Genomic DNA, 23,453 nt, shown 5'->3' with positions numbered 1-23,453 from the left:
GTGTGCTTCCTCAGCCCTCGATCGGCCAGTTGAGGACCTCGGAGATACCCCGGCCCATGATCCACTCAAGCTCCTCGGGGGTGAAGTCCCAGTGCTTGGTGAACTGTTCGATGGTGTCGGTGTAGGTGATGCCGTGGCCGAGCAGCCGGGTGATGTCGGTGCCGTAGAAGCAGCGCTGCGGGCCCATCTTGTCGACCATCTCGCGCACGTACTTCTCGATGTTCTTGTTCGGGAAGGGCTGCGTCGAGTAGCCCGGCAGGGCCGAGACCTTGACGTAGATGTTGGGGTGCTCGGCGAGGTCCGCGGTCTCCTGGACCCAGTAGCCGATCGCGTCGTCCACGCAGCGGGCCATGATGCCCATGTGGTCGATGATGATCTTCAGCCCGGGGTGCTTGGCGGCGATCTGGCCGAGCTCACGCTTCCAGATCGGGGCGTGGACCATGGTGGGGATGGAGAGTTCCTCGGCGATCGGCCAGTACCAGTCGTTGGTCCCGTCGATCATCCAGTTGCGGTCCTGGGGACGGTGGAAGGTCAGCCGGGTGCCCTTGATGTACGGGTTCTGCGCGAACTCCTTCAGCAGGGCGGTGCCCTCGACCGGGTCGTCCTGCGGGACGCGGGCCATGATGCCGAAGCGGTCGGGGTGCGCCTCGCAGGCCTCGAGCGCGTAGTCGATGCGGTTGCCCTCCCACGACGGGGGCAGGATCAGCGCCCGGTTGACGCCGGCCTCGTCCATCAGCTCGAGGGCCTCCTCGTAGGAGAAGGGGTCCTCGCGGTGGCCGTTGAGGCGGATGCGCTCACGCGCGCCCGGGACCCAGGGGCGGTCCGGGGTCTCTTCCTTCCAGATGTGGATCTGCGTGTCGACAACGAACATGTCCTCGGCTCTTTCTCTCGAAGGGGAAGTGCTTCCCTCGAAGGGAAGGGGGTGGCGGGGTGGTGTGGAAGGAACGCTAGGCGGGTGGTGGGGCGTTGCCGAGTCCCCGGGATGCAAGCACTACTTGCGCGAAAGTCCCCCGTACGCAGGGCATTTTCAGATTGCGGAAGCGTTGCCGAGCACGGCGTCCACGAGGTGCTCGGCGATCGCCATGGAGGCCGTGGCGGCCGGGGAGGGCGCGTTGCGGACGGCGGTGATCCGGCCCACCTGGTGGATGCGGAAGTCGTCCACGAGCGTGCCGTCCGGGTCCAGGGCCTGGGCGCGTACGCCGGCTCCGCCGCGGACCACGTCCGAGACGCCGACGCCGGGGACGTACAGCTGGGCGTCCTTCATGAACGCCGCCCTGGACAGCGAGCCGCGGTACTCCCTGATGCCGGTCCTCCAGTGCTGGGCGGCCATCCTCCAGGAGCCGGGGTAGGCCGCGAGTCCGGCGAGGTCCTTCGGTGAGATCCTGCCGAGCGTGTAGCCCTCCCTGGCCAGGGCCAGGACGGCGTTCGGACCGACCTCGACGGAGCCGTCGACGCGGGGGGTGAAGTGCACGCCGAGGAAGGGGTAACGCGGGTCCGGGACCGGGTAGATCAGCCCGCGCACCAGGTCCGTCCGCTCCGGCCTGAGCAGCATGTACTCGCCCCGGAACGGGACGATCCTCGGCTCCTTCTTGTCCTGGGCGAGCCGGGCGACGGAGTCCGAGTGGAGGCCCGCGCAGAGGATCAGCCGGTCGACGCGGACACGCTCCTGCCCGGAGGCCACCTCGATGCCGCCCGGCACGTCGGTGATCGAGGTGACCGGGAATCCGAGCCGTACCTCGCCGCCCGAGGCCTCGATGTCCTTGGCGAACTCCCGGGCGATCGCCGGGTAGTCGGTGATCGCGGTGCGCGGGGAGTGCAGGGCCGCGATGCCCCCGGCGTGGGGCTCCAGCTCCCTGATCTCCTCCTTGGAGACCTTCCTCAGCTCGGGCACATGGTTGTTCCTGGCCCGTTCGTAGAGGTTCTCCATCCGGCCCAGCTCGTCCTCGCGCACCGCCATGACGAGCTTGCCGATCTCCGCGTACGGCAGGCCCCGGTCCTGGCAGTACTCGCGCAGGACGGACACGCCCCGCACGCACAGGTCCGCCTTGAGGCTGCCCGGCGCGTAGTAGATGCCGGCGTGCACGACGCCCGAGTTGTGGCCGGTCTGGTGGACGGCGACCGCCCGCTCCTTCTCCAGCACCACGACCCGTGTGCCGGGGCGGCGCAGGGCGATCTCACGCCCCGTGGCCAGGCCCACGATGCCGGCTCCGACGATGCCGATCGTCTCGTCAGCCATCGGCTTCCCTCCTGATTCTCGCCGAGGCCGTCAGGCACCGAAGTGGACGGCGACCGTCTTGACCCGGGTGTAGAAGCGCAGGGCCTCCTCGCCCTGCTCCTTGAACGGCGACCCGGAGTCGCGGAAGCCGCCGAAGGGATGGTGGACGTCCCAGCCGGAGGTGGTGGTGTTCACCGCGATCTGGCCGCACTCGGCCTCGTCGACGAAGCGGTACGCGGCGCCCAGGTTCTGGGTGAACACGGCGGCGGCGAGGCCGAAGACGGAGTCGTTGACGGCCTCGACCGCCTCCTCGAAGGAGTCCACCGGGAGCAGGGCGACGACGGGCCCGAACACCTCCTCGCGCCAGATGTCCAGCTCCGGGGTCATGTCTCCCAGCACGGTGGGATTGACGTAGCAGCCGTGGCTCAGTGCCTCGTCCCCCGGCTGGTCGCCGCCGACGAGGACCGTCGCGCCCTGTTTGACCGCGCGCTCGATGTCGGACAGGACGCCGTCGCGCTGACGGGCGCTCACCAGCGGGCCCATCGTGGTGCCCTCGGCGAGGCCCGGACCGACGCGCAGCGCGGTCGCCTCGGCGAGCAGCAGCGCGGTGAACTCCTCGTACACGGGCCGCTCGACGATCACCCGGCTGGTAGCGGTGCAGCGCTGCCCGGCCTGGGCGAAGCCCGCGGCGGCGACAGCTTTCGCGGCGGCGGTGAGGTCGGCGTCGGCGAGTACGACGGTGGCGTTCTTGCCGCCGAGTTCGCCCTGGAAGCGGATGTTGCTGTCGGCGAGCCGGCCGCGCAGGGCCTCGCCGACCTCGTTGCTGCCGGTGAAGGTGAGCGCGCCCAGGCGCGGGTCGGAGATCAGCGCCTCGGAGACCTCCGCGCCGCGCCCCGTGACCACGTTGAGAACGCCCGCGGGCAGACCCGCGTCGTGGAGGGCGCGGGCGAAGTGCAGAGCCGCCTGTGGGGTGTCGGTGGCCGGTTTGAGGAGGGCCGCGTTGCCCGCCGCGAGGCAGGGCGCCAGCTTGCGGGCCGGGGTGATCAGCGGGTCGTTCCACGGGGTGATCGCGAGCACAATGCCGAGCGGCTCGCGCTGGTGGTGGGTACGGGTGTCCGGGCGGACGTCGTGCACGAGGGTGCCGTACCCCTGCCGGGCGAGACCCGCGTAGTACTCCAGGAAGTCCGCGGCCTTGATCGTCTCACCGGTCGCCTCGGCCCGCGTCTTGCCCATCTCGGTCGCCAGGTCCTCGGCGATCTCCGCGAGGCGCTCGCGCAGCAGCCGGGCGGCGTCGGTCATGATCCGGGCGCGCTCGAAGGGGCTGGTGCGCTTCCAGACGGCGAAGCCCCGCTCGGCGTGGTCGTAGGAGCGGGTGACGTCGGCGGCGCTCAGCGCGGGGACTCGGGCGACGGGGGTCCGCAGATCGGAGGGGTCGTGGACGTGGATCCACTCACCGGTCACCACCCACTCTCCGCCGGAGAGGGTTTCCAGGGTTCGCATGGAGATCACTTCCTTCGTCCGCCGCGGTGCGGGATCCGCGGTCTGCACAGGGAGCGGCCGCAGGGGGCCGGATGCGACAACACACCATGTCGGGGCGGTGCCACCAGACCCGCACAGGCAGTCATTGCTTGCGCCGCGCGCAGGTCGGCGGGCGACTGATCCGTGCTGGAATCTGCAGGCCGGACGGTGTGTACGACGCCGCCGGGAGCCGGAATCCCGCTAAGGAGAGACAGACATGGCCTACGCAGTTGTCGCCCACTACCGCTGCGAGCCCGCCGACGAGGACACGGTGCGCGCCGCGCTGTTGAAGGTGCGCGAGCACACCCGTGCCGAGCCGGCGAACCTGGCGTACGAGGTGCACGCCGAGGTGGACCGGCCGGGCGGTTTCGTGCTGTACGAGCAGTACGCCGACCGCGCCGGCTTCGACGCGCACAAGGTCGCCGACCACTTCACCGAGCTGATCGTGGAGACGGTGTGGCCGCTGCTGACCGAGCGCACGGTGACCTTCGCCGAGGTTCTCTGAGGGCCTGCCGGGAAGCGCGGGCGCGCTTCCCGGCCCCTGGGCCGCAGGTCAGAACTCGTTGCCCCAGCAGTAGCGGGCGACGGTCTCCACCAGTACCAGCTTGCGGCGCTGGTTCTCGGCGCTCAGCAGCGGACGGGTCGCCGTGTCGGCGAAGCCGCGGGACGGCGATACGGCCATGTCCTCGAGGTCCTTGACCTCGGCGGCGGCGTCGATGCGGGCCATCACCGTGTCGATGTCCTCGAGTGCGGACACGGTCGCGTCCACCACGCCCAGGCACGCGTCGCGGTCCTCCGGCAGGGCCTTGACCAGGTCGAGTTCGGCGTCGGTGCCCTTGTCGTACGGCAGGATCCAGCGGTCGGCCGGGATCCCGCCGTACAGGCGCTCGATCCTGGCCCGGTCCACCGCGGCGGGTGCCTCCCAGCCGGGGCAGACGCCGATCCTGACTCCCTCCGGGCGCTCTTCCAGCCGTACCGCCAGGGCGTCGACGGCCAGCGCGTCCTCGAAGGACAGCGCGCCGGGGGCGGCCGGCTCGGTGGCGACGTGGCCGATCAGGAGCGGGTTGTTGAGCTGGACGAGCCGGACGCCCCGGGAGACCAGCAGCGCGATCTCCGCCTGGATGATCTCCGCGAGGGCCTCCCCGAGTTCACGGGCCGAGGAGGGCCCGCCCGATGCGGCGAGTTCGGGTGCGAAGGTGGTGGCGGCCAGATAGGCCGGGGAGGGCAGCGAGGCCTTGGGGGCGATCACCGTCAGCCCGGTGAGTCGCCCTGCCCAGTCGGCGAGCAGCGGACCGTTCGCCTTGGGCAGCGTTTCCGCCACCCAGCGCGGCAGTCCGTCGGGGGTTTCCGTGTCCGTGCGACGGAAGCCGGAGACGGCGTCGAAGACCGCGCTGCGGAAGTCCTCCCGGGGGAAGTCCCCGTCCGTGACGACCGTGGTACGCAGCTTCCGCTGGAAGGCCACCGCCTCCTCGACCGCCTCGAGTTCCGCCTTCAGCATGATCTCGGGGTCGCCCTCGGCCCGCGCGGTCAGGAGAGTGCCGGGGCGGACCAGGCTGCCGTGGTGGTCGATGCGGTAGTTGAACGTGTCCGCCATGGCTCAGGCCTCCTTCTCGGTCTGCTCGGTCTGCTCGGCGTCCGGAACCGGCTTGCCCGCGACGCCCCAGGCGGCGAACTCCAGCTCGTAGCCGAGGGATTCGAGGACGTCGTCGGCGACCTGCTGGTCCTCGTCCGCGGTGCCGCCGGCGATGCCGAGGCCGCCTATGATCTCGCCGTCCTTCTTGATGGTGACGCTGCCCTCGGTGGCCATGATCGGCTGGGCGGCGCCGGGCAGCTGGGAGAGCTGGGAGAAGAACACCGGCTGGCTCTCCTGCCACTTCTTCAGCATCTTGCCGGGCCGCTGCATCACGGCCGCGGTGTACGCCTTGGCGCGGGCGATGTCCGGGGTGAGCGGGCGCGCCCCGTCCGAGCGGCGGACGCTGACGACGAAGCCTCCCGCGTCCACCACGGCGACGCTCACCGCCTTCCCGAGCGCCTGGGCGCGCTTCAGGGCGGCGTCGACGATCTCTTCGGCTGCATCGAGGGTGAGGCTGCTCATGCGGCTTCCTTCTGTGCGGTGAGGGTGCGGCGCAGCTGGGCGACGGCCACGTTGTACTGCTCGGGCGCCTCCCAGTACATGGAGTGCGGGGCGTCCGGGACGATCTCCAGATGTGAGCCGGGCAGCAGTTCGTGGGCGCGGGTCACGGTCTTCACGCTGAGTACCGCGTCCTTCTCCGCGGCCAGGAAGGCGACCTTGACGCCCGAGTTCTGGATCTCCTCCAGCGAGGGGCCGTTGGTGTCGAGGTTGCGCAGGTCGGCCATCTTGGCGATGTTGAAGGTGCCCATCTGCTGGAAGAGGAAGGTGAGGTCGGGTCGCTCCTGCTGGAACCGCCGGGTGAGCAGGCGGTCGATGACGGGGAGCTTGACGGCCTCGGCGCGGTCGGCGGCGGCGAGTTCCTTCAGCTCGGGGTGGCTGATGCCGCCGAGGGAGTGGCCGAGGGCGACCGCGGAAACGCGCTCGGGGCGCAGGAGGGCGGCGCGCAGGGCGGCGACGGAGCCGATGGACTGGCCGACGAGCATGACGTCGGTCAGGTCCTCCTGGTCGAGTACGGCGACGACGTCGCCGGGGAAGTCCTGTCCGTCGAACTCGGACTTCGATGCGTGCGGACGGGCCGGGGCGTCGGACTTCCCGAAGCCGCGCAGGTCCATGGTGACGACCGTGAACTCCTCGCGCAGTGCGGCCACTTGCTGCCACCAGGCGGCGTGGTGGCCGCCGCTGCCGTGCACGAACAGGATCGCCGGACCGCTGCCGTGGCGCTCGTAGTAGATGGAGGTGCCGTCGGAGTCGGCGATGGGCATGTCAGTGAACTCCTAGCCGGACGCGGTCAGTTGGGACGCTTGCCGTGGAAGACCAGCTCGATCATGGTGTGGTCGGGGTCGTGGATGTAGCAGAACTTGGACTGGTTCTCCGGCCGCTCGATCGGGCGGGTGTGCCGGATGCCCAGCTCCTTCAGGTGGGTGAGGAACTCGTCCCAGTCGTCGACCTCGACGGCGAAGTGATAGGGCGCCATGCGCTCCATCTCCTCGACCGGGGTGAAGTGCAGGTCGAAGTTGCCGCGGGTCATCAGCACCACGCGGGTGTTGGACTTGGGCATGATCCGCTTCATCCCGAAGACTTTCGTGTACCAGTCGGCGGTGCGGTCGGGGTCGGTGGTGGGGAAGTTGACGTGGTGGATGTAGCGGGGTGCGGTGCTCATGACGGATTCCCTTCGCCGTGTACGGGGTTGGACAGGACACCGATGCCGCTGATCTCGATGTCCACGGTGTCCCCGGGCTCCAGTTGGCAGGTGGACTCGGCGCCCATCCACAGCACGTCTCCCGGCTGCAGGGTGCTGTGCCGGGTGATCTCGACGATGAAGTCGAAGGGGTCGAAGACCATGTCGCCGGTCGCGAACGACGCCCGGACCTCCCCGTTGACGCGGAGCGTGGTCGTCTGTGCCAGGGCGTCGACGTCGGTCTCGATCCAGGGGCCCATGGGCTTGAACGTGTCGCTGTTCTTGCTGCGCCAGAACGTGCGGTCCTGGTGCTGCCAGGTGCGGGCGCTGACGTCGTTGCCGATGGTCCAGCCGAAGACGGCTTCCCGGGCCTCGTTGTACGTGGCGTGCCGCAGCGTCCGGCCGATGACCGCGACGAGTTCGGGCTCCGCCTCGAACCGGCCCTCGACGTCGGCCGGCTTGACGATGGGCGAACCGTGCCCGGTGAGCGCGTTGTTGGCACGGTAGCCCACCTCGGGACGGGTGGGGACCTCGGCGCGGGCGTGCTCGATGTGCCGCGGGTAGTTCATGCCGACCGCGTAGAACACGGGCGGGGCGACGACGGGCAGCCAGGTCGCGCCGGCGCGCGGCACCGTGCCGATCACGGTGGGGCCGCGTTCGCTGTGCTGCCGCCGCGTGGCGTCGAGGGGGGACTCGGACAACAGCTCGATGTCCTCCTCCCCCACCCGGCCCCACACCGCACGTCCGCCGACCCGGACACGGGTGTATCGCATGACGTTCAGCCCGCCAGCAGATGGGAGACGCGCTTGGTGATCAGGTAGGCGTCGAGGGCCTCGGGCCCGCCCTCCCTGCCGTAGCCGCTCTCCTTGACACCACCGGAGGGGGCCTCGCTGACGGAGCCGCCGCAGTGGTTGACGGAGAGGATGCCGGCCTCCAGTTCACGCACCAGGTGCTCGGCGGTGGCGGCGGACTCGGTGAAGCCGTAGGCGGCGAGGCCGTACGGCAGCGCGTTCGCGGTCGTGAGCGCCTCGTCGAGGTCGGCGAAGGGGACGATCGGCGCGAGGGGTCCGAAGGGTTCCTCGTGCAGGAGATCCGCGTCCGCCGGTACGTCGGTCAGGACGGTCGGCGCGAAGAAGTACCCGGCGCGGTCCAGGCGTTCGCCGCCCGTGCGGACGGTCGCTCCCCGGCTGACGGCATCGGTGGTCAGACGCTGAACGGCCAGGAGCCGACGCTCGTTGGCGAGCGGCCCCATGGTGGTGCCCTCGGCCAGGCCGTCGCCGACGACGACCGCTTCGGCGGCCTTCACGAACTCCGCGGTGAAGTCCTCGACGAGGCCCTCGTGGACCAGGAACCGGCTCGGCGAGGTGCACACCTGACCGGCGTTGGCGAACTTCGCCTGGGCGGCGCGGCGCGCGGCCCTGGCCGGGTCGGCGTCCGCGCACACGATCACCGGGGCGTGGCCGCCCAGCTCCATCAGGGAGGGCTTCATGACCTCGCCGGCCGCGGCGGCGAGCAGCTTGCCCACGGAGACCGAGCCGGTGAAGGCGATCAGACGGGGGACCGGGGAGGCGATGAGGTGCGCGGAGACCTCGGCGGGTTCGCCGAAGACGAGGTTGAGCGCACCGGCCGGCAGGCCCGCGTCCACGAAGCAGCCGACGAGGGCGGCGGCGGTGGCGGGCGTCTCCTCCGAGGCCTTGATGATGATGGAGCAGCCCGCGGAGAGCGCGGAGGAGATCTTCCGCATCGGCCCGCCCGCCGGGAAGTTCCAGGGGACGAACGCGGCCACGGGACCGATGGGTTCACGTCGTACGGACAGCAGGGTGCCGGGGGCCGAGGGGATGATGCGACCGTAGGCGCGGCGGGCGTCGTCGGCGTGCCAGCGCAGGGTGTCCGCGACGCGGCGGGCCTCCCCGGTGGCTTCGGCGAGGGGCTTGCCCTGCTCCAGGGTCATGATCCGGCCGACTTCGGCGCTGCGCTCGGTGAGCAGGTCGGCGGCGGCGTGCAGGAGGGCGGTGCGTCGTGCGACGGGTGTGTCGCGCCAGGCCCTGAAGCCCTCGGCGGCACCGGCCAGGGCGCGGTCCAGGTCGTCGGTGGTGGCGAGCGGTACTTCTCCGATCACCTCCTCGGTGGCGGGGTTCACGATCGGGGCGGTCCGTCCGGTGCCGCCGTGGCACCATTCGCCCGCTATGTACATGCGGACGGCGGGGTAGCCGTGGTCGGAGGTCATGAGTGGGTGCCCTCTCAGGCTGGCGAGCGAAGCGAATGGGGGTTTCCCGGCCCAAGGGCGCGGGTTTCCCCGGCCGAAGGCGGCGGATGGTCAGGAGGCGGGGGCGTCCTGCTGGTCGCGGTTGGTGCGCAGCGCCCAGATGTGGTGGGGCGGGGTGGTCTCGTGGACCCGGGTCTCGTAGCGGTCGTCGACGCGGTCCATGTCGGCGGCGTACTCGACCCGTCCGCCGCAGGGTGCGTGCACGAACCGGAAGACGTTCGAACCGACGGTGTGGCGGCCGAGTCTGCGGGCCTCGCGCCAGCCGTGGTCGATCATGTGGTTGCCGCCCTCGATGACGTCGTCGAAGCCGGGCACCTCGTAGGCGATGTGGTTGACGCCGGCCTTGTCGGGGCGGTGGCACAGCAGCATGGTGTGCTGGTCCTGGTCGCCCGGGGCCTGCATGAAGACGCCCATGGGTTTCACCACGTCGGTGGGCCGGAAGCCGAGCAGTTCCACGTAGAACGCGACGGCCTCCTCGCGGCCCTCCTTGAGGATGTTGAGGGCCACATGGCACATCCGCAGGGGGTGGACGCGGGTGATCGGCTCCAGGGCGGTGTTCCAGCGTTCGACGCTGCCCAGGGAGTTGGCGGGCCGGGGGGTGAGGGGCGCGGGCCTAGGCCGGGCCAGGGTCAGACCGACTCCGAATCCGGTCTCGTCCACGGTGTGGAACACTCCGGCGGCGTCCTCCAGGACCGCCCGGTCCCGGCCGACGGCCGTGACGAGCCGCTTCAGCTGCTTCGCCGTGTCGACGCCCCACACCACCTCGCGCAGGGTGGGACCCGCTTCCACCGGCGGCGGCAGCAGCGACCCGGGGTCGGTGTCGAGGTGGAGGGTCTGCCCGGTGAGCGTCTCGAACACCGCGTACTCGTCGGTCCGTTCCACCAGGAACAGTCCGAAGTCGTCGAAGAAACGGGCGCATTCGTCGAGGTCGCCGATGCCGTAGGTGACCGATTCGATTCTCTGGATTCCCATGGTCTCCTCGTTTCACGGGTCGCCTGGTGAGCGTAGATTTCGGGTGGCGGCGTCTCAACGCTCGGGGCCGACGGACTGTGCAATCGTTTCTTGCGGTTACGGCCGGATCGCCGGAATGGGATTCTGCGAGAACCAGTCCGTCAGAAAGTCGAGGAAGACGCTGATCTTGCGCGGGGTGTCCTGCCCGGGGCCGTAGATGGCGTACAGCGGCCGGTCGGGCACCGCGAGTTCGGGCAGCAGGACCTGTAGGGCGCCGGAGACCAGGTCGTCGTAGGCCGGTCGCTGCGGGAGCAGGGCGAGACCGCGCCCGTGCACGGCCGCTTTCTGCAGGGCGATGTAGGAGTTGGACGAGAACGCGATGTTGCGGATCTTGTGCAGGGTGGACGCGTGTCCGTGGCCGATGCGCCAGACCGGGTCGTTGACGTGCACGAGGCAGTCGTGGTGCGCGAGGCCGTTCGGTTCGGTCAGTGGCCCGTTCCGGTTCAGGTATTCCTTGGCGGCGCACAGCACGAACGGGAGCGAGGCGATCTTCTTGAGGCGGACGCTGGAGTCCCGGAGGTCGCGGGTGTGGAATGCCACGTCGAATCCGCCGTCCAGGAAATCGTAGGTCCGGTCGGACATGCCGCCGAGTTCGAATCGCACCTGGATTTTCGGGTGTGCGGCGGAAAAGGCGGCGATGGCGTCCCCGAGGTCCAGGCTCCCTATCCATTTGGGGCAGATGATGCTGAGCGTCCCTTCGGCGCGGTCGTGGAGGTGGGCGATGCCGGCGTCCTCGGCCTCGATCTCGTCCAGGATGCGCGCGGCGAACTCCGCGTAGCGCTGCCCGGGTTCGGTGAGGCTCACCGAACGGGCCGTGCGGTTGACCAGGCGGACGCCCACCTGCCGTTCCAGCTCGGCGACGTGTCGTGACACCAGCGAGCCCGAGGAGCCCAGCTTCTTGGCGGCTCCGCTGAAACTGCCGGATTGCGCGACGGTGACGAAGCTGTGCATGAGGAGCAAGCGATCCATGTTTCCTCCGGAGGCCCACGACTGCCAGGGGTGGGCCCCGGCGGCGGTGCCGGTCGTACGGGTGTGCGGGCGTACCGCGCCGGAATGTCCTCATGACGGCTGTGTCGGACATTCCGGCGACGCGGTGGACGGGCGGCTCAGGACGCCTTCGCGACGGACACCGCTTCGCGGTGCGGGTTCGGTTACTTGGGGCAGTACTGGGGTGCCTTGCTCAGGTTGTCCTTGGTGACCAAGAGAAGAGGAATGTTGGCAATCTTGTCAACCTTCTTGTTGTCCAGAAGCCCGATCGCGTTCTTGGCCGCGGTCTGGCCGATCGTCATCGCCGAGTTGGCCACGGTGGCGGAGAAGCGGCCGTCCTTCACGGCGGCCAGGCCCTCGTCGGTACCGTTGGTGGTCACGATCTTGACGTTCTTGGCGCCGGCCGCGTCGAACGCCTTGCGCGCCGCGAGGCCCATCTCCTCGTTGGCGACGAAGGCGTAGGCGAGGTCCGGGTGGGCCTGGATCATGTTCTCGGCGACGTCCTGCGCCTTGGCGGCGTTGAACATGCCTGGCTGGTTCGCGACCACCTTGGCGTTGCCGGGCAGCGCCTTGGTGAAACCGCCCACCAGCAGATCGGAGGCGGCACCGGGCGCACCCGCGATGACCCCGACCTGTACGTCCTTGCCGCCCGCGTCCTGCGCGACCCAGCCGGCGTCCAGGGCACCGACCTTGCCCAGGTCGACGACCGCCGCGCCGAGGATGTCGTTCACGTCGCTGGTGGCCACGGACGTCAGGTAGATCGGAATGTTGGAGGCCTTGGCCTTGGCTATGTCGCCCTTGAGCGCGTCGACGTTGACGGTCTGCACGATGAGCGCGCTGACATTACGGGAGATCATGTCCTCGATATTGGACAGTTCGGTGCCGGAATTCTGGTGGGAGTTGGCCGTGTAGACCTTCGCCCCTTCCGACTTCGCCGTCTGTTCCAGGGCTTTCTGCAAACAGGTGTGGAATTCGGTGTCGGCGCCGTTGACGAACCCGAGGGACACGGAGCCGGACCCACTGCCGGTGTCCTTGCCGCAGCCGCTCAGCACCAGGGTGGTGCCGGCGACGGCGGCGAGCATCGCTCGGCGGGAGCGGGCGGAGAGTCTCATGGTCGTACGCCTTTCATGACGGGCGGTGGAGAGAAGAGGAGGGGGGTCAGTGCCGCGCGGAGCGGGCCTTGTGGAGCTCGTTGGCGATGGCCGCGACGAGGAGCACGCCGCCCACGGAGACCTGCTGGAAGTAGCTGGAGACCTGCACGAGGTTGAGGGCGTTGGCCACCACGCCGAGCAGCAGGACCCCGAGCGCCGTTCCCACGACGGTTCCGTGGCCGCCGGCGAGTGAGGTGCCGCCGATCACCACGGCGGCGACGGCGGTGAGTTGGAGGGTGAGGCCGCCGGTGCCGGGGCTGCTGGCACCCAGCCGGGACAGCAGCATCACGCCCGCGAGACCCGAGAGGGCGCCGGTGACGGCGTACAACGTGAGCTTGCGCGCGGTGACGTTGATGCCGCTGAGCCGGGCGACATGCTCGTTGCCGCCGATGGCGAAGGCGTCCCGCCCGAACACGGTGAACCGCATGACCAGGGCGGTCGCCAGCAGCACGAGGACCGCCACGATCAGCAGGTACGGCACCCCGAGGACCTTGTCGTTGCCCAGGGAGAACATCCTGGTGCCGATGGAGACGCTGAGGCCGCCCTGGACCAGGAGCGCGACGCCGTCGAGCAGGGTGGCCGTCGCCAGGGTCGCGACGAAGGGGGCCACGTTGGTGAACGTCACCACCAGTCCGTTGACCAGCCCGATGGCCGTGGCCAGCAGCACCGAGGCGATCACGGTGAACGCGGTGGAGTGGCCGTGGGAGAGCAACTGCGCGCCGACGGCGGTGGTGACGGAGACGTTGCTGCCCATGGAGAAGTCCATGCCGCCCGCGGTCATCAGCAGGGTGAGGCCGGCGGCGATCACCGCGGTGACGCTCACCTGACGGAGCACGTTGATCAGGTTCGTGGTGGTGGCGAACGAGTCGGTCCGCAGCGCGGTGGCGACCACCACGACGATCAGGACCGCGATCAGACCGGTGTGCGGCGCACGGCGCAGGGCGCCGAAGGTGAACCGGGGCCGGGGCTCCTCGGGCGGGTCGCTGACGCCCGGCGCATCGGCAAGTGTCTTGGCGCTCACTGCGGTTGACCTCCGAGAGCGGTGGCGACGAGTTCGTCGTGGGTGATGGCGGTGATGTCGTGTTCGGCGACCGCGCGGCCGGCGCTGACGACCACGACGCGGTCGGCCAGCCGCATGACCTCCTCGGCGGAGGAGGAGGCGAGCAGTACGGCCGTGCCCCGTGAGGCGAGGTCGTCGACGAGGGTGTGGATGTCGGCCATGGCCGCGATGTCCACACCGTTGGTGGGGTCCTCCAGGAAGCAGGCGACCGGCTCGGTCTGGAGCCATTTGGCCAGCAGCACCTTCTGCTGATTGCCTCCGGACAGCGCGCTCACCGGCGGGTTCCCGGTGAGGGAGACCACTCCGTAGCTCCTGCGCAGCGGGGCCGCGCGGCGGGTGAGCGCGCCGCGCCGGTGGACGCGGCGGCGTGCGAAGCGGTCGTCGGCCAGCATCAGGTTCTCGTCCAGGGAGAGTTCGGGGACCAGGCCCAGCGCCCTGCGGTCTCCGGTGACGCAACGCAGGCCGCTGGCGAGCGAGGCGCGGACCCGACCGAGGGGCACGGGGGCGCCGTCGACGAGCACGGTGCCGAGGTCGGGGCGGCGGCGGCCGGACAGCAGGTCGAAGAGGCGTGACTGTGCGTCCCCGGCCGGTCCCAGCACCGCGACGATCTCGCCCTTGCGCACCTCGACGGTGAAGTCCCGGATGGTCCGGCCGTCGCTCAGACCGTGCACCGCGAGGCCGATGTCGTCCTTGGGGGCGGCGCGTTCGACGCGCCGGGAGACCACGTCCCTGCCGACCATGCTGCGCACGAGCCCCGCCGGGTCGAGGTCGCCGGCCGGCGCGCTGCGTACGACGTCGCCGTCCCGCAGGACCGTGAGGCGGTCGGCGACGGCCATGACCTCGTCGATGTAGTGCGAGATGTAGACGACGGCGACGCCCTCGTCGCGCAGGGTGCGCACCAGGTCCCTGATCTGGTGCGCCGCCTCCGCGCTCAGGCAGGCGGTCGGCTCGTCGAGGATCAGGATCCGGCCGCCGCGGCGGACCTCACGCGCCACCTCGACCATGGTCTGTTCGGCGACGGTGAGCGAACGCGCGGTGCGCTCCACGTCGATGTCGATGCCGAGGCCGGACAGCGCCTTCATCGCCTCGGAGTTGACGGCTTTCCAGTGGACCGTGCCGCGTCGGGTGGGCAGATCGCCCAGCATGACGTTCTCGGCCACGGTCAGGCCCATCGCCAGTTCGCGGCGCTGGGGAACCGACGCGATGCCGAGCCGTCGGGCCCTGCGCACGGTCAGCCCGGAGTACGTGCCACCGTTGACCTGGATCGTGCCGCCGTCGGGCTGGTGGACCCCCGAGAGGATCTGCACCAGCGTCGACTTGCCCGCTCCGTTCATGCCCATCAGCGCGTGCACTTCGCCGGGGTACAGATCGAGGTCCACCCCCTTGAGCGCGGCCGCCCCGCCGAAGCTCTTGGTGACGCCCCGTACGCGCACCACGGCCGGGAGGGCCGTCACGGCCGCGGTCCGTCCCCGTCGGGGACGACACGCTCGTAGCCGCGGATGTCGGGGAAGGGGGGCTCACGATCGGCCTGGAGGTCCACCTGGAAGGTGTTCAGGCACATGCCGAGCATGGTGAAGTTGCCGAGCGCGCCGATGGTGTCGACCAGGCCCTTGGGGCCGAAGTGTTGGAGTGCGCGGGCGAAGGTCTCGTCGGACACGAAGTGGTTCTCGAGGACCTCGCGGCAGAACCGGTAGAAGGCCTGGTCCGCCTCGTCGTCGAAGACCGCCTCGCGCTTCTCGGCGACGGCCTTGACGGCGGACTCCGGAATGCCGGCCTCGATCGCCTGGTGCACATGCGCGTTCCAGGAGTACTGCGCGTCCCAGTTCCGGGCGGCCATCAGCAGTGTGAGTTCGCGCAGATGCCTGGGGAGGTCGCAGTCGAAGCGGGCGAAGGCGCCGAGGGATTCGGCGCGTTCGCACATCTCCGGGCTGTGCAGCCAGACGCGGAAGGGGCCACGGACGGCGCCGCGCCGGCCGGCGATGCGGGCGGCCAGTTCCTGCTGGCGGGGATTCATTTCCTCATCGGTGAGAACGGGGAGCCTCATGGGGCCGATACCTGCCTTCTCTTTCCGGCGTGTTTCCGGCACGTACGGGGAAGCCGTGCGGTGCCAGCCGAAGGTACAGCCGAGTTCGGGAAGCTCACCCCTCCCGGAATGCAAGGTAAAACTGCACGCCGGAGGGCACCCATTCATGGAAACGCGACCTAACGTCGATCGACGCAACAGCGTTGATGGGAGAGGAACTCCGGATGACCACGATCATCAAAGTCGCGTCCGTGCCGCCGCTCGACCGTGGTGGTGCCGTCGTGACGACGCCGCTGATCACCACGCCCTCGGCAGCCGGGGAGAACCGCATCACCAGCGGCATGAGTGTCTATCCGGTCGGCTCCGGGGCTCCGTTGCACTCGCACAACTGCGACGAGCACGTGACGATCCTCGAGGGCGAGGCGGAGGTGGTGGTCGACGGTGAGGTGACGAAGCTGGAGCGGTTCGACACCACGTACGTCCCGTCGACCGTCCCCCATCTGTTCCGCAACATCGGCGACCGCCCGCTGCGCATCCTGTGGGTGTACACGTCGGGCACGGTCACGCGTACGTTCACCGAGACCGGGGTGACGGTGGAACACCTGTCGGCGCAGGACCAGATGGGCTGAACAGGGCCATGGGTGCCGCTGGTCGTATCTGATCCGGACATGCCTGAGGCCGGGCCCCGCCAGGTCCCGGCCTCAGGCATGTCGTCGCGGTCAGCCGGTGGTGGTCAGCTGCTGGGCGGCGTCGCGCTGCGGGGTCTGCTGGGGGCCGCGCAGGCCGGTGAGGGCGACGAAGACCGTGGCGAGCACGGCGGCGATGGCGAACGCCGTGAAGCCCCAGCTCTCGGACTTGGCCGCGACGAGTTGGCCGCCGAGCCACGGCCCGAACACGGCGCCGAAGCGGCCGATGCCGGAGACCCAGCCCACGGCGGTGGCGCGGTTGTCGTCGCTGGAGCGGCCTGCGACCGTCGCGTAGATCATGGCCTGGGCGCTGAAGAGGAACAGGCCGGTCAGGAACACCACGACGTAGGTGAGCGGCAGCGCCATGTGGATGCCGAGCAGATAGACGCCGAGGGCGGTGGCCGCGAACCAGACGGTGGCGACGCGCGCACCGCCGAAGTGGTCGGAGAAGCGGCCGGCGATCAGCATGCCCGCGATGCCGCCGAGGTTGATGACGATGACGAAGGACAGCGAGGAGCCGAGCTCGTAGCCCGCGCCGCGCATCATGGTGGGCAGCCAGTTGCTGACGCCGTAGACGAGCAGCAGGCCGCAGAACGAGGCCAGCCAGAACAGCAGCGTGGTGCGCCACAGGCCGCCGCGGAACAGGGCGACGACGGCGCTCCAGCGGTCCCCGGCCGCGGGGCGCTCCGCCGCGGGGGCGGGCAGTTCGACGTCGTAGCGCTCGGCGAGCTCGCGGGCTTCCCGTGTGCGTCCCTTGGCGACCAGGAAGTTCAGCGACTCGGGGAGGTACTTGGCGATCAGCGGGACGCCGATGAGCAGCGGGACCACGCAGATCCAGTAGGCGACGCGCCACTGGCCGGCGCCGGTGGTCCACAGGCCGACGAAGCCCGCCAGGATGCCGCCGGCCTGGTGGGCGGTCATCAGCGTGCCGACTATCAGAGCGCGGCGGCCACGTGGGGCGTACTCGGCGACCATCGTGATCGTGGTGGGGAGCAGACCGCCGAGTCCGAGACCCGCGATGAACCGGCCGAGTCCGAAGACACCGAGGCTGGGGGCGACGGCGCAGAGGGCGGACGCGAGTGAGAAGACCGCCGTGCAGGTGATGATCACCTTCTTGCGGCCGATCCAGTCGGTGACCGTGCCCGCGGACAGCGCGCCGATCAGCATGCCGAAGGTGGCGTAACTGCCCAGGTCGCCGGCCTGGGACGGCTGGAGCCCCAGGGCGTGCTCGGCGAGCATGTTGGGCAGCACGGAGCCGTAGACGAACATGTCGAGGCCGTCGAAGAGCACGACCAGCCAGCACAGGCCGACGACCAGCGTGGCCAGTCCGGTCCCACGGGCGCGCAGGTCTGGGGAGGGAGACATCATTGTTTCCTCTCGTCCGGGAGAAGTGTCCCTGGAGGGGATGAGTGAGGCGGGTCGGTGCGGCTCGAGCGGCCTGACCCGATGGTGCGCACGACGCTAGGGTTCCGGTTCCCTAAGTGTCAACGCTTTTGTCAACAATCTCAGGAACAATCCAGCCAACGGTTCCGAGAGGCTACAGCGGGAGAGAAACAGCAGGTGAAACGGCCATGGGCGGCACACAGCCGTGTGCCGCCCTCCCTGTTTCGCTGGCTTGTTCTCAGTGGTCCGCGGCCGGGTCCAGCGGCGGCGTGCCATGGGTGTGGAAGGACTCGATGGTCTTCAGACCCCACGCCTGCCCCTTGGCACGCTCGGCCTGGGTCCATGTGATCAGGGGCCAGTCGGGGGCCAGTACGAGACGGGTGAGCGGGTTGCACAGCTCGATACGGTTGCCGCCCGGCTCGTAGACGTAGAGGAAGAACGTCTGCTGGATGGCGTGCTTGTGCGGGCCCGTCTCGATGAACACACCGGTGTCGAGGGCGAGGTCGGCGGCGCGCAGGATGTCCTCGCGGGTGTCGGTCGCGAACGCGATGTGGTGCAGCCGCCCGCGCGAGCCCGTCCAGTCCTCGGTGTAGACGACGTCGTACGACTTGTTCGTGAACGTCAGCCACTTCGCGGCGATCCGGCCGCCGTCGAGCTGGATCTGCTCGGTCGGCCGGGCACCCAGGAGGTGCTGGTGGAAGTCGGCGTTGGCGGCGACGTCGGCGGCCAGGTAGTTCACATGGTCCAGGCGGCGTACGCCCACCCCGCGACCGGGCTTGGCCTGGGGCTGGTTCTTCAGCCCCGGCTTCAGTTCGTCCGGGGCCTGGTACCACTCGGACTCCCAGTACAGGGCCAGTTCGTGGTCGTCGGGGTCGGTGGTGACGTACAGCGGGCCGAGGCCCGGCTCGTCCTCGGTCCAGCGGCCCTGGTGACCGGCGGCCTCCAGTTCCTTGACCCTCCGCTGCAGAGCCTCCTCGCTGGAGGCGCGCAGGGCAGTGCGGCGCAGACCGGAGGTCTGGTGCGCGGTGAGGACGAGGCTGTGGTGCTCGTAGTCGTCCCAGGTCCGCAGGTAGACCGAGTCACCGCTGCGGCCGTTGACCGTCAGACCGAGGTAGTCGGTGAAGAACCGCAGACTCCCGTCCAGGTCCGGGGTGAGCAGTTCGACGTGCCCGAGATGGGCGATGTCGCCGAGGGGCGGGGCCATGCAGGCCTCCTTAAGGGTGAAGTGCGGCTCCGGCCGGCCGGGGGAAGACCGTACCGTCGAAGATCTTGCGTGCGGTGCGGACGACGGCGGTACGGCGGGCCACGGGGGCGGCCCCCGAGGTGCCGTCGTCGATCTCGCTCTCGATGTCGAGGAATCCGGTGGGATGCTCGATGCGCAGCCGTCCGCCGTTGTCGGGCAGACGGGCGACGTCCTGGCCGACGCCGCCGTGGACGCGCAGCCCGGCGGCGACGCTGGCGGCTCCCAGGACGCCGATGGCGGTGTGGCAGCGGACCGGGATGAAGGTGCGGGTCATGACCGCGCCGCCGTTCGTGGGCGGTGCCAGCAGGCTGAGCTTGGGCACGGTCGTCTCGCTGACGTCGCCCAGACCCATCAGCAGGCCCGCCTCCAGGCGGATCCGCTGGAGCCGGTCGTGCAGGGTCAGGTCCTCCTCCAGGTCCCGCGGCCTTTCGTAGCCGGTGACCTGCAGGGAGGAGGCGGCGATCAGCACGGTCGGCATGCCGTTGTCCACGCAGGTCACCGGCGTGCCCGCGACGATGTCCCGGGCGTGCCCGGTGGGCAGCAGGGGGTTGCTGCCCCGCTCGAACTCGATCACCACGGGTGCGGCGGTGCCCGGCACGCCCGAGATCTCGGCCGGCCCCGCGTAGGAGACGCGCCGGTCCGGCGTGGGAAAGGTGGCGGTGGCGTGGTCACCGCTGTTGACCATCCGGATCCGTACCGAGGTGTGCCCGTCCCGGGCGGCGACCAGACCGCGTTCGACGGCGAACGGGCCGACCCCCGCAAGGAGGTTGCCGCAGTTCTGCCGGTCGGAGACCTCGGCCCGATCCACTCCCACCTGGAGGAAGAGGTAGTCGACCTCCGCGTCGGGGCTCTGGGAGCGGGAGACCACCGCGACCTTGCTGGTGAGCGGGTGCGCTCCGCCGAGTCCGTCGATCTGCCGGGGGTCGGGGCTGCCCATGACCCGCAGCAGCAGGTCGTCGCGCGCCCCGGCGTCGGCCGGCAGGTCCTCGGCCAGGAAGTAGGCGCCCTTCGAGGTCCCACCGCGCATCAGCATGCAGCGCAGCTCCTCGCCGGTGCTCATGACGGGGAACCGTTGCGTTCGTACTCGTCGTAGGCCTGGTACCGCACCCCGAGCCGTACGAGGGTCTCGCGCAGGCCGTAGCGGTCCAGGCCCAACTGGCCCTCGGCGAAGGCGGCCCGGGAGGCGTCCTCCTTGGCGGTGCGCGCCTCGGCCGCCTTGACGGCCGTACCGGCCCGCTCGCGGGGTACGCACACCACGCCGTCGTCGTCGGCGACGATGACGTCACCGGGGCGGACGACCTGCCCTCCGAGCACGACGGGTACGTTCACCGAGCCGGCCGTGGCCTTGACCGTGCCCTGGGCGCAGACCGCCCTCGACCAGACGGGGAAGCCCATGGCACGCAGGTCGGCGGTGTCGCGCACCCCGGCGTCGATGATCAGGCCGCGCACCCCGCGGTACTGGAGCGCGGTGGCGAAGAGGTCGCCGAACATGCCGTCGGTGGAGGGCGAGGTGGTGGTCACGACGAGGATGTCGCCCTCGCGGCACTGCTCGACCGCAGCGTGGATCATGAGGTTGTCGCCGGGCCAGCACAGGGCGGTGACCGCGGTGCCCGCGATGCGCACGTCCTGCTGGACCGGCCGGAACCCGGGACCGAGACTGCCGGTTCGGCCCATGCCCTCGTGGACGGTGGCCACGCCGTAGCCGCCGAGTGCCTCGACGTCCTCGGCATGGGCGCGCGGCGGGTTGGTGACGATCAGGCCGCTCATGCCAGCTCCTCCGTGACCTGCGGGTAGGGACGCATGTAGGCCTCTCCGTAGGTGGCGTGGGGCAGGCCGAGGTTGGGGCCCGCGTTGCGCTTGAGCTGTACGCCGCGCCGCTTGCCCAGGTCCGTGTAGTAGTCCCACAGGTGCTGCTGGGCGGCGAGGCACTCCATGGCCTTGCGCTTGGTCTCCCAGACCGGGGTGATGTCGAGGAGGACCTCGGGCTGGAAGCCGCACATCTCCGGCTGGTGCGGCTCGAAGAAGAACACCGGCGGGGCTCCGATGATCTCGCCCTCGGTGGGATAGCCGATGGCCTGGGCGAGGACACGGGCGTCCAGGGCCATGCGGGCGGCCGCCGGGTGGTCACCGTTGTAGGGATCGTCCAGGGGGTGGGTCAGGACCACGTCGGGCTGGGTGTCGCGGTAGATGCGTACGAGCTGGTCGGTCAGCTCCTGAGTGACGAGCAGGGGGTAGTCGCCGGCGTCGAGGAAGCGCACCCCGGCGCCCAGGGTCGAGGCCGCCGCCTCGGCCTCGGCACGGCGGATCTCCTTTATCTCCTCCAGCGACTTGCCCTCGCGCCAGGCTTTGGCGGACTCACCGCGCTCCCCGTAGGTGAGGCACGCGATGGTCACCTTCTCTCCACGGGAGGCGGCCAGGGCGATGGCTCCCCCGGCCCGCCAGACGAAGTCCCCGGCATGCGCGGTGATGACAAGTGTCGATCGTGGGGTGGTGGGCGCCTTGCCGTGCGTCATTGCTCACATCTCCTTGGTGGACAGGCCGGATGCCCCACCTCAGCGACGTCATTGGCGCAGCGCGTCGATGACTCCCGCGAGGTGGGTACGGACGGCCGCTTCGGCCGCCTGCGGGTCCCGGGCCCTGATCGAATCGATCATGGCCAGGTGCTCACTCAGTGACTGCTGGGGGCGCCCCGGTCTCAGCGCGAGCTGGAAACGGTGGCGCACCAGCTGCCCGTTGAGCCGCTCCAGCAGCCCCACGGCGACCTGCTGGCCGGAGAACTCCCTGATCCGGTCGTGCAGTTCGTGGTTGAGCCGGGAGTAGACCAGTGGCTCGCCGTCCGCGACCGCCTTGGACATCGCCGTGCCCAGGTCGGTCAGCTGGTCCAGCTGGTCCTCGCTCGCCTCGACGGCCGCCTTGGCCGCGCAGAGGCCCTCCAGGACCATGCGGCACTCGGTGATGGCCACCGCTTCCTCGACCGTCACCACCCGCACCCGCGAGCCGCGGTTGCGGATCCGCTCGACCAGTCCCTCCGACTCCAGCTCGATCAGCGCCGCTCGGACGCTGGCCCGCGTGACACCGAACTGCTCGGCGAGTTCGTTCTCGACCAGCCGCTGGGCCGGTGCCATGTCGCCGTGCAGGATCGCCTGCCGCAGGTGCACCAGTGCGTGCTGCTTGGCCTGCTCGCCGGTGCCTGGACGGGCTTCCTTCGGCATCGCGCCCTCCCTGAGTGAGTGCCTGTCGAACCTAAATCCAGTCCAACAAGATTGTCAACAATTTTGTTCCCTATGTTGCCGACATGCTCCGTCGGCGGTCCGGTCACACGCCACCACAGGGCGCTGACCGGCGCCAAGCGTCCCACGGCCGCTCGACAGCGGGACGTCACCGCCCCATCTCCCGGGCCGGGCAAGGGTGCGGTTCACCCAGCGGACACAGGCGGTGTCGGTGGCCTGAGGGCACGACCGTCGAGGGTCCGTCGCGGGGAATGCCAACTCGACGCCAGATCCGTTTCCTTGGGCGGGTCGGGCCGGGCGCGCGCCATGTGCCGTACGGGCCGAGGGTGACGGCCGGGACCGCCCTGACCAGCCCCGATCTGGGCGGGCGTCAGCCGCTCAACACCAAGAGAAAGTAAAGGGAGTTATCCACGGCACCACGACCCACTTCCCGCACCCCAGGGGTCCACCTGCTCCGCTTGACTTCATTGTCCCGATATGCGTAGTTTGGGTATGGGTTGAACAGAAAACAGACGTTTTGCCTGGTGAGAAGACAAACAATCTCAGCATCCCGACCGACTACATCCCGACCGACGACAACCCGGTCGTCGGTTAACTGACGGACGGGCGCCCCGCCGCGGGGTTTGCTGCACTTCAGCAGCCTGGGTGGGCCCGATCACGCGCGATCACGCGCGAGTCGGCGACGGCAAGTCCCGTCACTCTCAACGCCGATGTACCGGACCCTTATCGCGAACGTCTCAGTGCCTCCATGGTGCCGACGTCACCGCGGCCGTGCAGAGCCGGCACCTGTCTACGCTCCCGGGAAGGGAAAGCACCATGCGGATCATCACTTCAAGGACGTTCCGGCTGGTCGCCAGCCTGTTCGCCGCTCTGGCCCTGGCGTTCGGCACAGCCGGCATCGCCAGCGCGACCAGTTCCCACTCGGATCACTCCTCCGATTACTCCTACAGCAACAACTGGAACGACGACGGAGGCCACGGAGACCACGGAGACGACGGCGGCTACGGCGGCGGTGACCACGGCGGCTACGGCGGCGGTGACCACGGTGGTGGCGACCACGGCGGCGGCGGAGACCATGGCGGCGGTGGCGGAGACCACGGCGGCGGTGGAGACCACGGCGGCGGCGGTGGCGGACACGGCGGCGGTGGCGGCGGCCACGGCGGTGGCGGCGGGGGCGGCCACGGCGGTGGTGGCGGTGGCGGACACTGACCCCAGTGGTCGTGACTGACATCTGAAGATTGACGGCCCGTCATCTCGCCAAAGACGACTGGTCTTGTCCGAACGGTCCCGTGTCGCGCCAGCGACACGGGACCGTTCGGCGTGCGGCCGTACGACCTACACTGGCGGTCGTCCACGGTCCCGGTACCGC

At 69.9% G+C, this 23,453-nt stretch carries 24 protein-coding genes; 2 read left to right on the top strand and 22 right to left on the bottom strand.

Annotated elements, in window-relative coordinates; genetic code table 11:
* Positions 1 to 10 precede the first annotated feature (10 nt).
* The 3 genes from KVT44_RS31420 to KVT44_RS31410 form a co-directional block, all read right to left on the bottom strand.
* Entirely contained in the window at positions 11 to 871 is an 861-nt protein-coding gene (locus KVT44_RS31420; protein ID WP_217570394.1) for an amidohydrolase, read from the bottom strand.
* Positions 872 to 1,027: 156 nt separating this feature from the next.
* Entirely contained in the window at positions 1,028 to 2,236 is a 1,209-nt protein-coding gene (gene lhgO, locus KVT44_RS31415; protein ID WP_217570392.1) for an L-2-hydroxyglutarate oxidase, read from the bottom strand.
* 30 nt (positions 2,237 to 2,266) lie between these two features.
* The gene (locus KVT44_RS31410; RefSeq protein ID WP_217570390.1) at positions 2,267 to 3,715 is read right to left on the bottom strand and encodes an aldehyde dehydrogenase; all 1,449 of its coding nucleotides are present in this window, start codon (positions 3,713 to 3,715) and stop codon (positions 2,267 to 2,269) included.
* A 235-nt stretch (positions 3,716 to 3,950) separates the two neighbouring features.
* Here KVT44_RS31410 and KVT44_RS31405 point away from each other — a divergent pair, with 235 nt between their 5' ends.
* The gene (locus KVT44_RS31405; protein ID WP_067374769.1) at positions 3,951 to 4,238 is read left to right on the top strand and encodes a putative quinol monooxygenase; all 288 of its coding nucleotides are present in this window, start codon (positions 3,951 to 3,953) and stop codon (positions 4,236 to 4,238) included.
* A gap of 48 nt (positions 4,239 to 4,286) precedes the next feature.
* Here KVT44_RS31405 and KVT44_RS31400 read toward each other — a convergent pair whose 3' ends face one another.
* The 12 genes from KVT44_RS31400 to KVT44_RS31345 form a co-directional block, all read right to left on the bottom strand.
* Positions 4,287 to 5,327 (bottom strand): methionine synthase II (cobalamin-independent)-like protein, encoded by a 1,041-nt coding sequence (locus KVT44_RS31400; RefSeq protein WP_217570388.1) that lies wholly within the window; start codon positions 5,325 to 5,327, stop codon positions 4,287 to 4,289.
* A 3-nt stretch (positions 5,328 to 5,330) separates the two neighbouring features.
* On the bottom strand, positions 5,331 to 5,828 hold the full coding sequence (locus tag KVT44_RS31395; protein ID WP_217570386.1) for a heme-binding protein: 498 nt from the start codon (positions 5,826 to 5,828) through the stop codon (positions 5,331 to 5,333).
* Entirely contained in the window at positions 5,825 to 6,628 is an 804-nt protein-coding gene (locus KVT44_RS31390) for an alpha/beta fold hydrolase (protein WP_217570384.1), read from the bottom strand. The genes KVT44_RS31395 and KVT44_RS31390 overlap by 4 nt, the downstream gene beginning before the upstream one ends.
* 26 nt (positions 6,629 to 6,654) lie before the next feature.
* Entirely contained in the window at positions 6,655 to 7,026 is a 372-nt protein-coding gene (locus KVT44_RS31385) for a VOC family protein (RefSeq protein ID WP_095856687.1), read from the bottom strand.
* The gene (locus tag KVT44_RS31380) at positions 7,023 to 7,817 is read right to left on the bottom strand and encodes a fumarylacetoacetate hydrolase family protein (protein WP_217570382.1); all 795 of its coding nucleotides are present in this window, start codon (positions 7,815 to 7,817) and stop codon (positions 7,023 to 7,025) included. Before KVT44_RS31380 ends, KVT44_RS31385 begins: the two co-directional genes overlap by 4 nt.
* Positions 7,818 to 7,822: 5 nt before the next feature.
* Positions 7,823 to 9,271: an NAD-dependent succinate-semialdehyde dehydrogenase gene (locus KVT44_RS31375; protein ID WP_217570380.1), complete on the bottom strand. Its 1,449-nt coding sequence runs from the start codon at positions 9,269 to 9,271 to the stop codon at positions 7,823 to 7,825.
* Positions 9,272 to 9,361: 90 nt separating this feature from the next.
* Positions 9,362 to 10,282 carry a VOC family protein gene (locus KVT44_RS31370; protein ID WP_217570378.1) on the bottom strand — a complete coding sequence of 307 codons (921 nt, stop codon included), beginning with the start codon at positions 10,280 to 10,282 and terminating at the stop codon, positions 9,362 to 9,364.
* Positions 10,283 to 10,378: 96 nt separating this feature from the next.
* Entirely contained in the window at positions 10,379 to 11,290 is a 912-nt protein-coding gene (locus tag KVT44_RS31365) for a LysR family transcriptional regulator (RefSeq protein ID WP_190171777.1), read from the bottom strand.
* A gap of 182 nt (positions 11,291 to 11,472) precedes the next feature.
* Positions 11,473 to 12,420, bottom strand: coding sequence for a sugar ABC transporter substrate-binding protein (locus KVT44_RS31360; protein WP_190171778.1), 948 nt, complete (start codon positions 12,418 to 12,420; stop codon positions 11,473 to 11,475).
* A gap of 46 nt (positions 12,421 to 12,466) precedes the next feature.
* Entirely contained in the window at positions 12,467 to 13,480 is a 1,014-nt protein-coding gene (locus KVT44_RS31355) for an ABC transporter permease (RefSeq protein WP_217570376.1), read from the bottom strand.
* Positions 13,477 to 14,973, bottom strand: a complete 1,497-nt coding sequence (locus tag KVT44_RS60645; RefSeq protein WP_217570374.1) for a sugar ABC transporter ATP-binding protein — start codon at positions 14,971 to 14,973, stop codon at positions 13,477 to 13,479. The genes KVT44_RS31355 and KVT44_RS60645 overlap by 4 nt, the downstream gene beginning before the upstream one ends.
* Positions 14,970 to 15,533, bottom strand: coding sequence for a carboxymuconolactone decarboxylase family protein (locus tag KVT44_RS31345; RefSeq protein WP_217570372.1), 564 nt, complete (start codon positions 15,531 to 15,533; stop codon positions 14,970 to 14,972). Before KVT44_RS31345 ends, KVT44_RS60645 begins: the two co-directional genes overlap by 4 nt.
* 233 nt (positions 15,534 to 15,766) lie before the next feature.
* Between KVT44_RS31345 and KVT44_RS31340 the strand changes: the two genes are divergently transcribed.
* Positions 15,767 to 16,171, top strand: coding sequence for a cupin domain-containing protein (locus KVT44_RS31340; RefSeq protein WP_217570370.1), 405 nt, complete (start codon positions 15,767 to 15,769; stop codon positions 16,169 to 16,171).
* 90 nt (positions 16,172 to 16,261) lie between these two features.
* Here the strand turns inward: KVT44_RS31340 and KVT44_RS31335 are convergent, their stop codons facing one another.
* The 7 genes from KVT44_RS31335 to KVT44_RS31305 all read right to left on the bottom strand — a co-directional run bounded on the left by KVT44_RS31335 (position 16,262) and on the right by KVT44_RS31305 (position 23,290).
* Complete coding sequence (locus tag KVT44_RS31335; RefSeq protein WP_190171782.1) at positions 16,262 to 17,593, bottom strand: aromatic acid/H+ symport family MFS transporter; 1,332 nt, start codon at positions 17,591 to 17,593, stop codon at positions 16,262 to 16,264.
* A gap of 256 nt (positions 17,594 to 17,849) precedes the next feature.
* Positions 17,850 to 18,815, bottom strand: coding sequence for a catechol 2,3-dioxygenase (locus KVT44_RS31330; protein WP_217570368.1), 966 nt, complete (start codon positions 18,813 to 18,815; stop codon positions 17,850 to 17,852).
* Between the two features lie 10 nt (positions 18,816 to 18,825).
* Positions 18,826 to 19,914, bottom strand: coding sequence for a 4-oxalomesaconate tautomerase (locus KVT44_RS31325; RefSeq protein ID WP_217570366.1), 1,089 nt, complete (start codon positions 19,912 to 19,914; stop codon positions 18,826 to 18,828).
* Positions 19,911 to 20,621 carry a 4-carboxy-4-hydroxy-2-oxoadipate aldolase/oxaloacetate decarboxylase gene (locus KVT44_RS31320; RefSeq protein WP_099924739.1) on the bottom strand — a complete coding sequence of 237 codons (711 nt, stop codon included), beginning with the start codon at positions 20,619 to 20,621 and terminating at the stop codon, positions 19,911 to 19,913. Before KVT44_RS31320 ends, KVT44_RS31325 begins: the two co-directional genes overlap by 4 nt.
* Positions 20,618 to 21,367 carry a PIG-L deacetylase family protein gene (locus KVT44_RS31315; RefSeq protein WP_217570364.1) on the bottom strand — a complete coding sequence of 250 codons (750 nt, stop codon included), beginning with the start codon at positions 21,365 to 21,367 and terminating at the stop codon, positions 20,618 to 20,620. Before KVT44_RS31315 ends, KVT44_RS31320 begins: the two co-directional genes overlap by 4 nt.
* A 48-nt stretch (positions 21,368 to 21,415) precedes the next feature.
* Positions 21,416 to 22,066 carry a GntR family transcriptional regulator gene (locus KVT44_RS31310; RefSeq protein ID WP_217570362.1) on the bottom strand — a complete coding sequence of 217 codons (651 nt, stop codon included), beginning with the start codon at positions 22,064 to 22,066 and terminating at the stop codon, positions 21,416 to 21,418.
* 849 nt (positions 22,067 to 22,915) lie between these two features.
* Complete coding sequence (locus KVT44_RS31305; RefSeq protein WP_217570476.1) at positions 22,916 to 23,290, bottom strand: hypothetical protein; 375 nt, start codon at positions 23,288 to 23,290, stop codon at positions 22,916 to 22,918.
* Positions 23,291 to 23,453 lie beyond the last annotated feature (163 nt).

The sequence above is a fragment of the Streptomyces sp. GbtcB7 genome (genome assembly GCF_019091445.1).
Classification (GTDB): Bacteria; Actinomycetota; Actinomycetes; order Streptomycetales; family Streptomycetaceae; genus Streptomyces; species Streptomyces mirabilis.
This window is presented reverse-complemented; position numbering and strand designations above follow the sequence as displayed.

What these genes read in the sequence shown, in the direction of transcription:
- KVT44_RS31420 (WP_217570394.1), bottom strand. Translation starts at nt 871, where the DNA reads ATGTTCGTTGTCGACACGCAGATCCACATCTGGAAGGAAGAGACCCCG.
- lhgO (WP_217570392.1), bottom strand. Translation starts at nt 2,236, where the DNA reads ATGGCTGACGAGACGATCGGCATCGTCGGAGCCGGCATCGTGGGCCTG.
- KVT44_RS31410 (WP_217570390.1), bottom strand. Translation starts at nt 3,715, where the DNA reads ATGCGAACCCTGGAAACCCTCTCCGGCGGAGAGTGGGTGGTGACCGGT.
- KVT44_RS31405 (WP_067374769.1), top strand. Translation starts at nt 3,951, where the DNA reads ATGGCCTACGCAGTTGTCGCCCACTACCGCTGCGAGCCCGCCGACGAG.
- KVT44_RS31400 (WP_217570388.1), bottom strand. Translation starts at nt 5,327, where the DNA reads ATGGCGGACACGTTCAACTACCGCATCGACCACCACGGCAGCCTGGTC.
- KVT44_RS31395 (WP_217570386.1), bottom strand. Translation starts at nt 5,828, where the DNA reads ATGAGCAGCCTCACCCTCGATGCAGCCGAAGAGATCGTCGACGCCGCC.
- KVT44_RS31390 (WP_217570384.1), bottom strand. Translation starts at nt 6,628, where the DNA reads ATGCCCATCGCCGACTCCGACGGCACCTCCATCTACTACGAGCGCCAC.
- KVT44_RS31385 (WP_095856687.1), bottom strand. Translation starts at nt 7,026, where the DNA reads ATGAGCACCGCACCCCGCTACATCCACCACGTCAACTTCCCCACCACC.
- KVT44_RS31380 (WP_217570382.1), bottom strand. Translation starts at nt 7,817, where the DNA reads ATGCGATACACCCGTGTCCGGGTCGGCGGACGTGCGGTGTGGGGCCGG.
- KVT44_RS31375 (WP_217570380.1), bottom strand. Translation starts at nt 9,271, where the DNA reads ATGACCTCCGACCACGGCTACCCCGCCGTCCGCATGTACATAGCGGGC.
- KVT44_RS31370 (WP_217570378.1), bottom strand. Translation starts at nt 10,282, where the DNA reads ATGGGAATCCAGAGAATCGAATCGGTCACCTACGGCATCGGCGACCTC.
- KVT44_RS31365 (WP_190171777.1), bottom strand. Translation starts at nt 11,290, where the DNA reads ATGGATCGCTTGCTCCTCATGCACAGCTTCGTCACCGTCGCGCAATCC.
- KVT44_RS31360 (WP_190171778.1), bottom strand. Translation starts at nt 12,420, where the DNA reads ATGAGACTCTCCGCCCGCTCCCGCCGAGCGATGCTCGCCGCCGTCGCC.
- KVT44_RS31345 (WP_217570372.1), bottom strand. Translation starts at nt 15,533, where the DNA reads ATGAATCCCCGCCAGCAGGAACTGGCCGCCCGCATCGCCGGCCGGCGC.
- KVT44_RS31340 (WP_217570370.1), top strand. Translation starts at nt 15,767, where the DNA reads ATGACCACGATCATCAAAGTCGCGTCCGTGCCGCCGCTCGACCGTGGT.
- KVT44_RS31335 (WP_190171782.1), bottom strand. Translation starts at nt 17,593, where the DNA reads ATGTCTCCCTCCCCAGACCTGCGCGCCCGTGGGACCGGACTGGCCACG.
- KVT44_RS31330 (WP_217570368.1), bottom strand. Translation starts at nt 18,815, where the DNA reads ATGGCCCCGCCCCTCGGCGACATCGCCCATCTCGGGCACGTCGAACTG.
- KVT44_RS31325 (WP_217570366.1), bottom strand. Translation starts at nt 19,914, where the DNA reads ATGAGCACCGGCGAGGAGCTGCGCTGCATGCTGATGCGCGGTGGGACC.
- KVT44_RS31320 (WP_099924739.1), bottom strand. Translation starts at nt 20,621, where the DNA reads ATGAGCGGCCTGATCGTCACCAACCCGCCGCGCGCCCATGCCGAGGAC.
- KVT44_RS31315 (WP_217570364.1), bottom strand. Translation starts at nt 21,367, where the DNA reads ATGACGCACGGCAAGGCGCCCACCACCCCACGATCGACACTTGTCATC.
- KVT44_RS31310 (WP_217570362.1), bottom strand. Translation starts at nt 22,066, where the DNA reads ATGCCGAAGGAAGCCCGTCCAGGCACCGGCGAGCAGGCCAAGCAGCAC.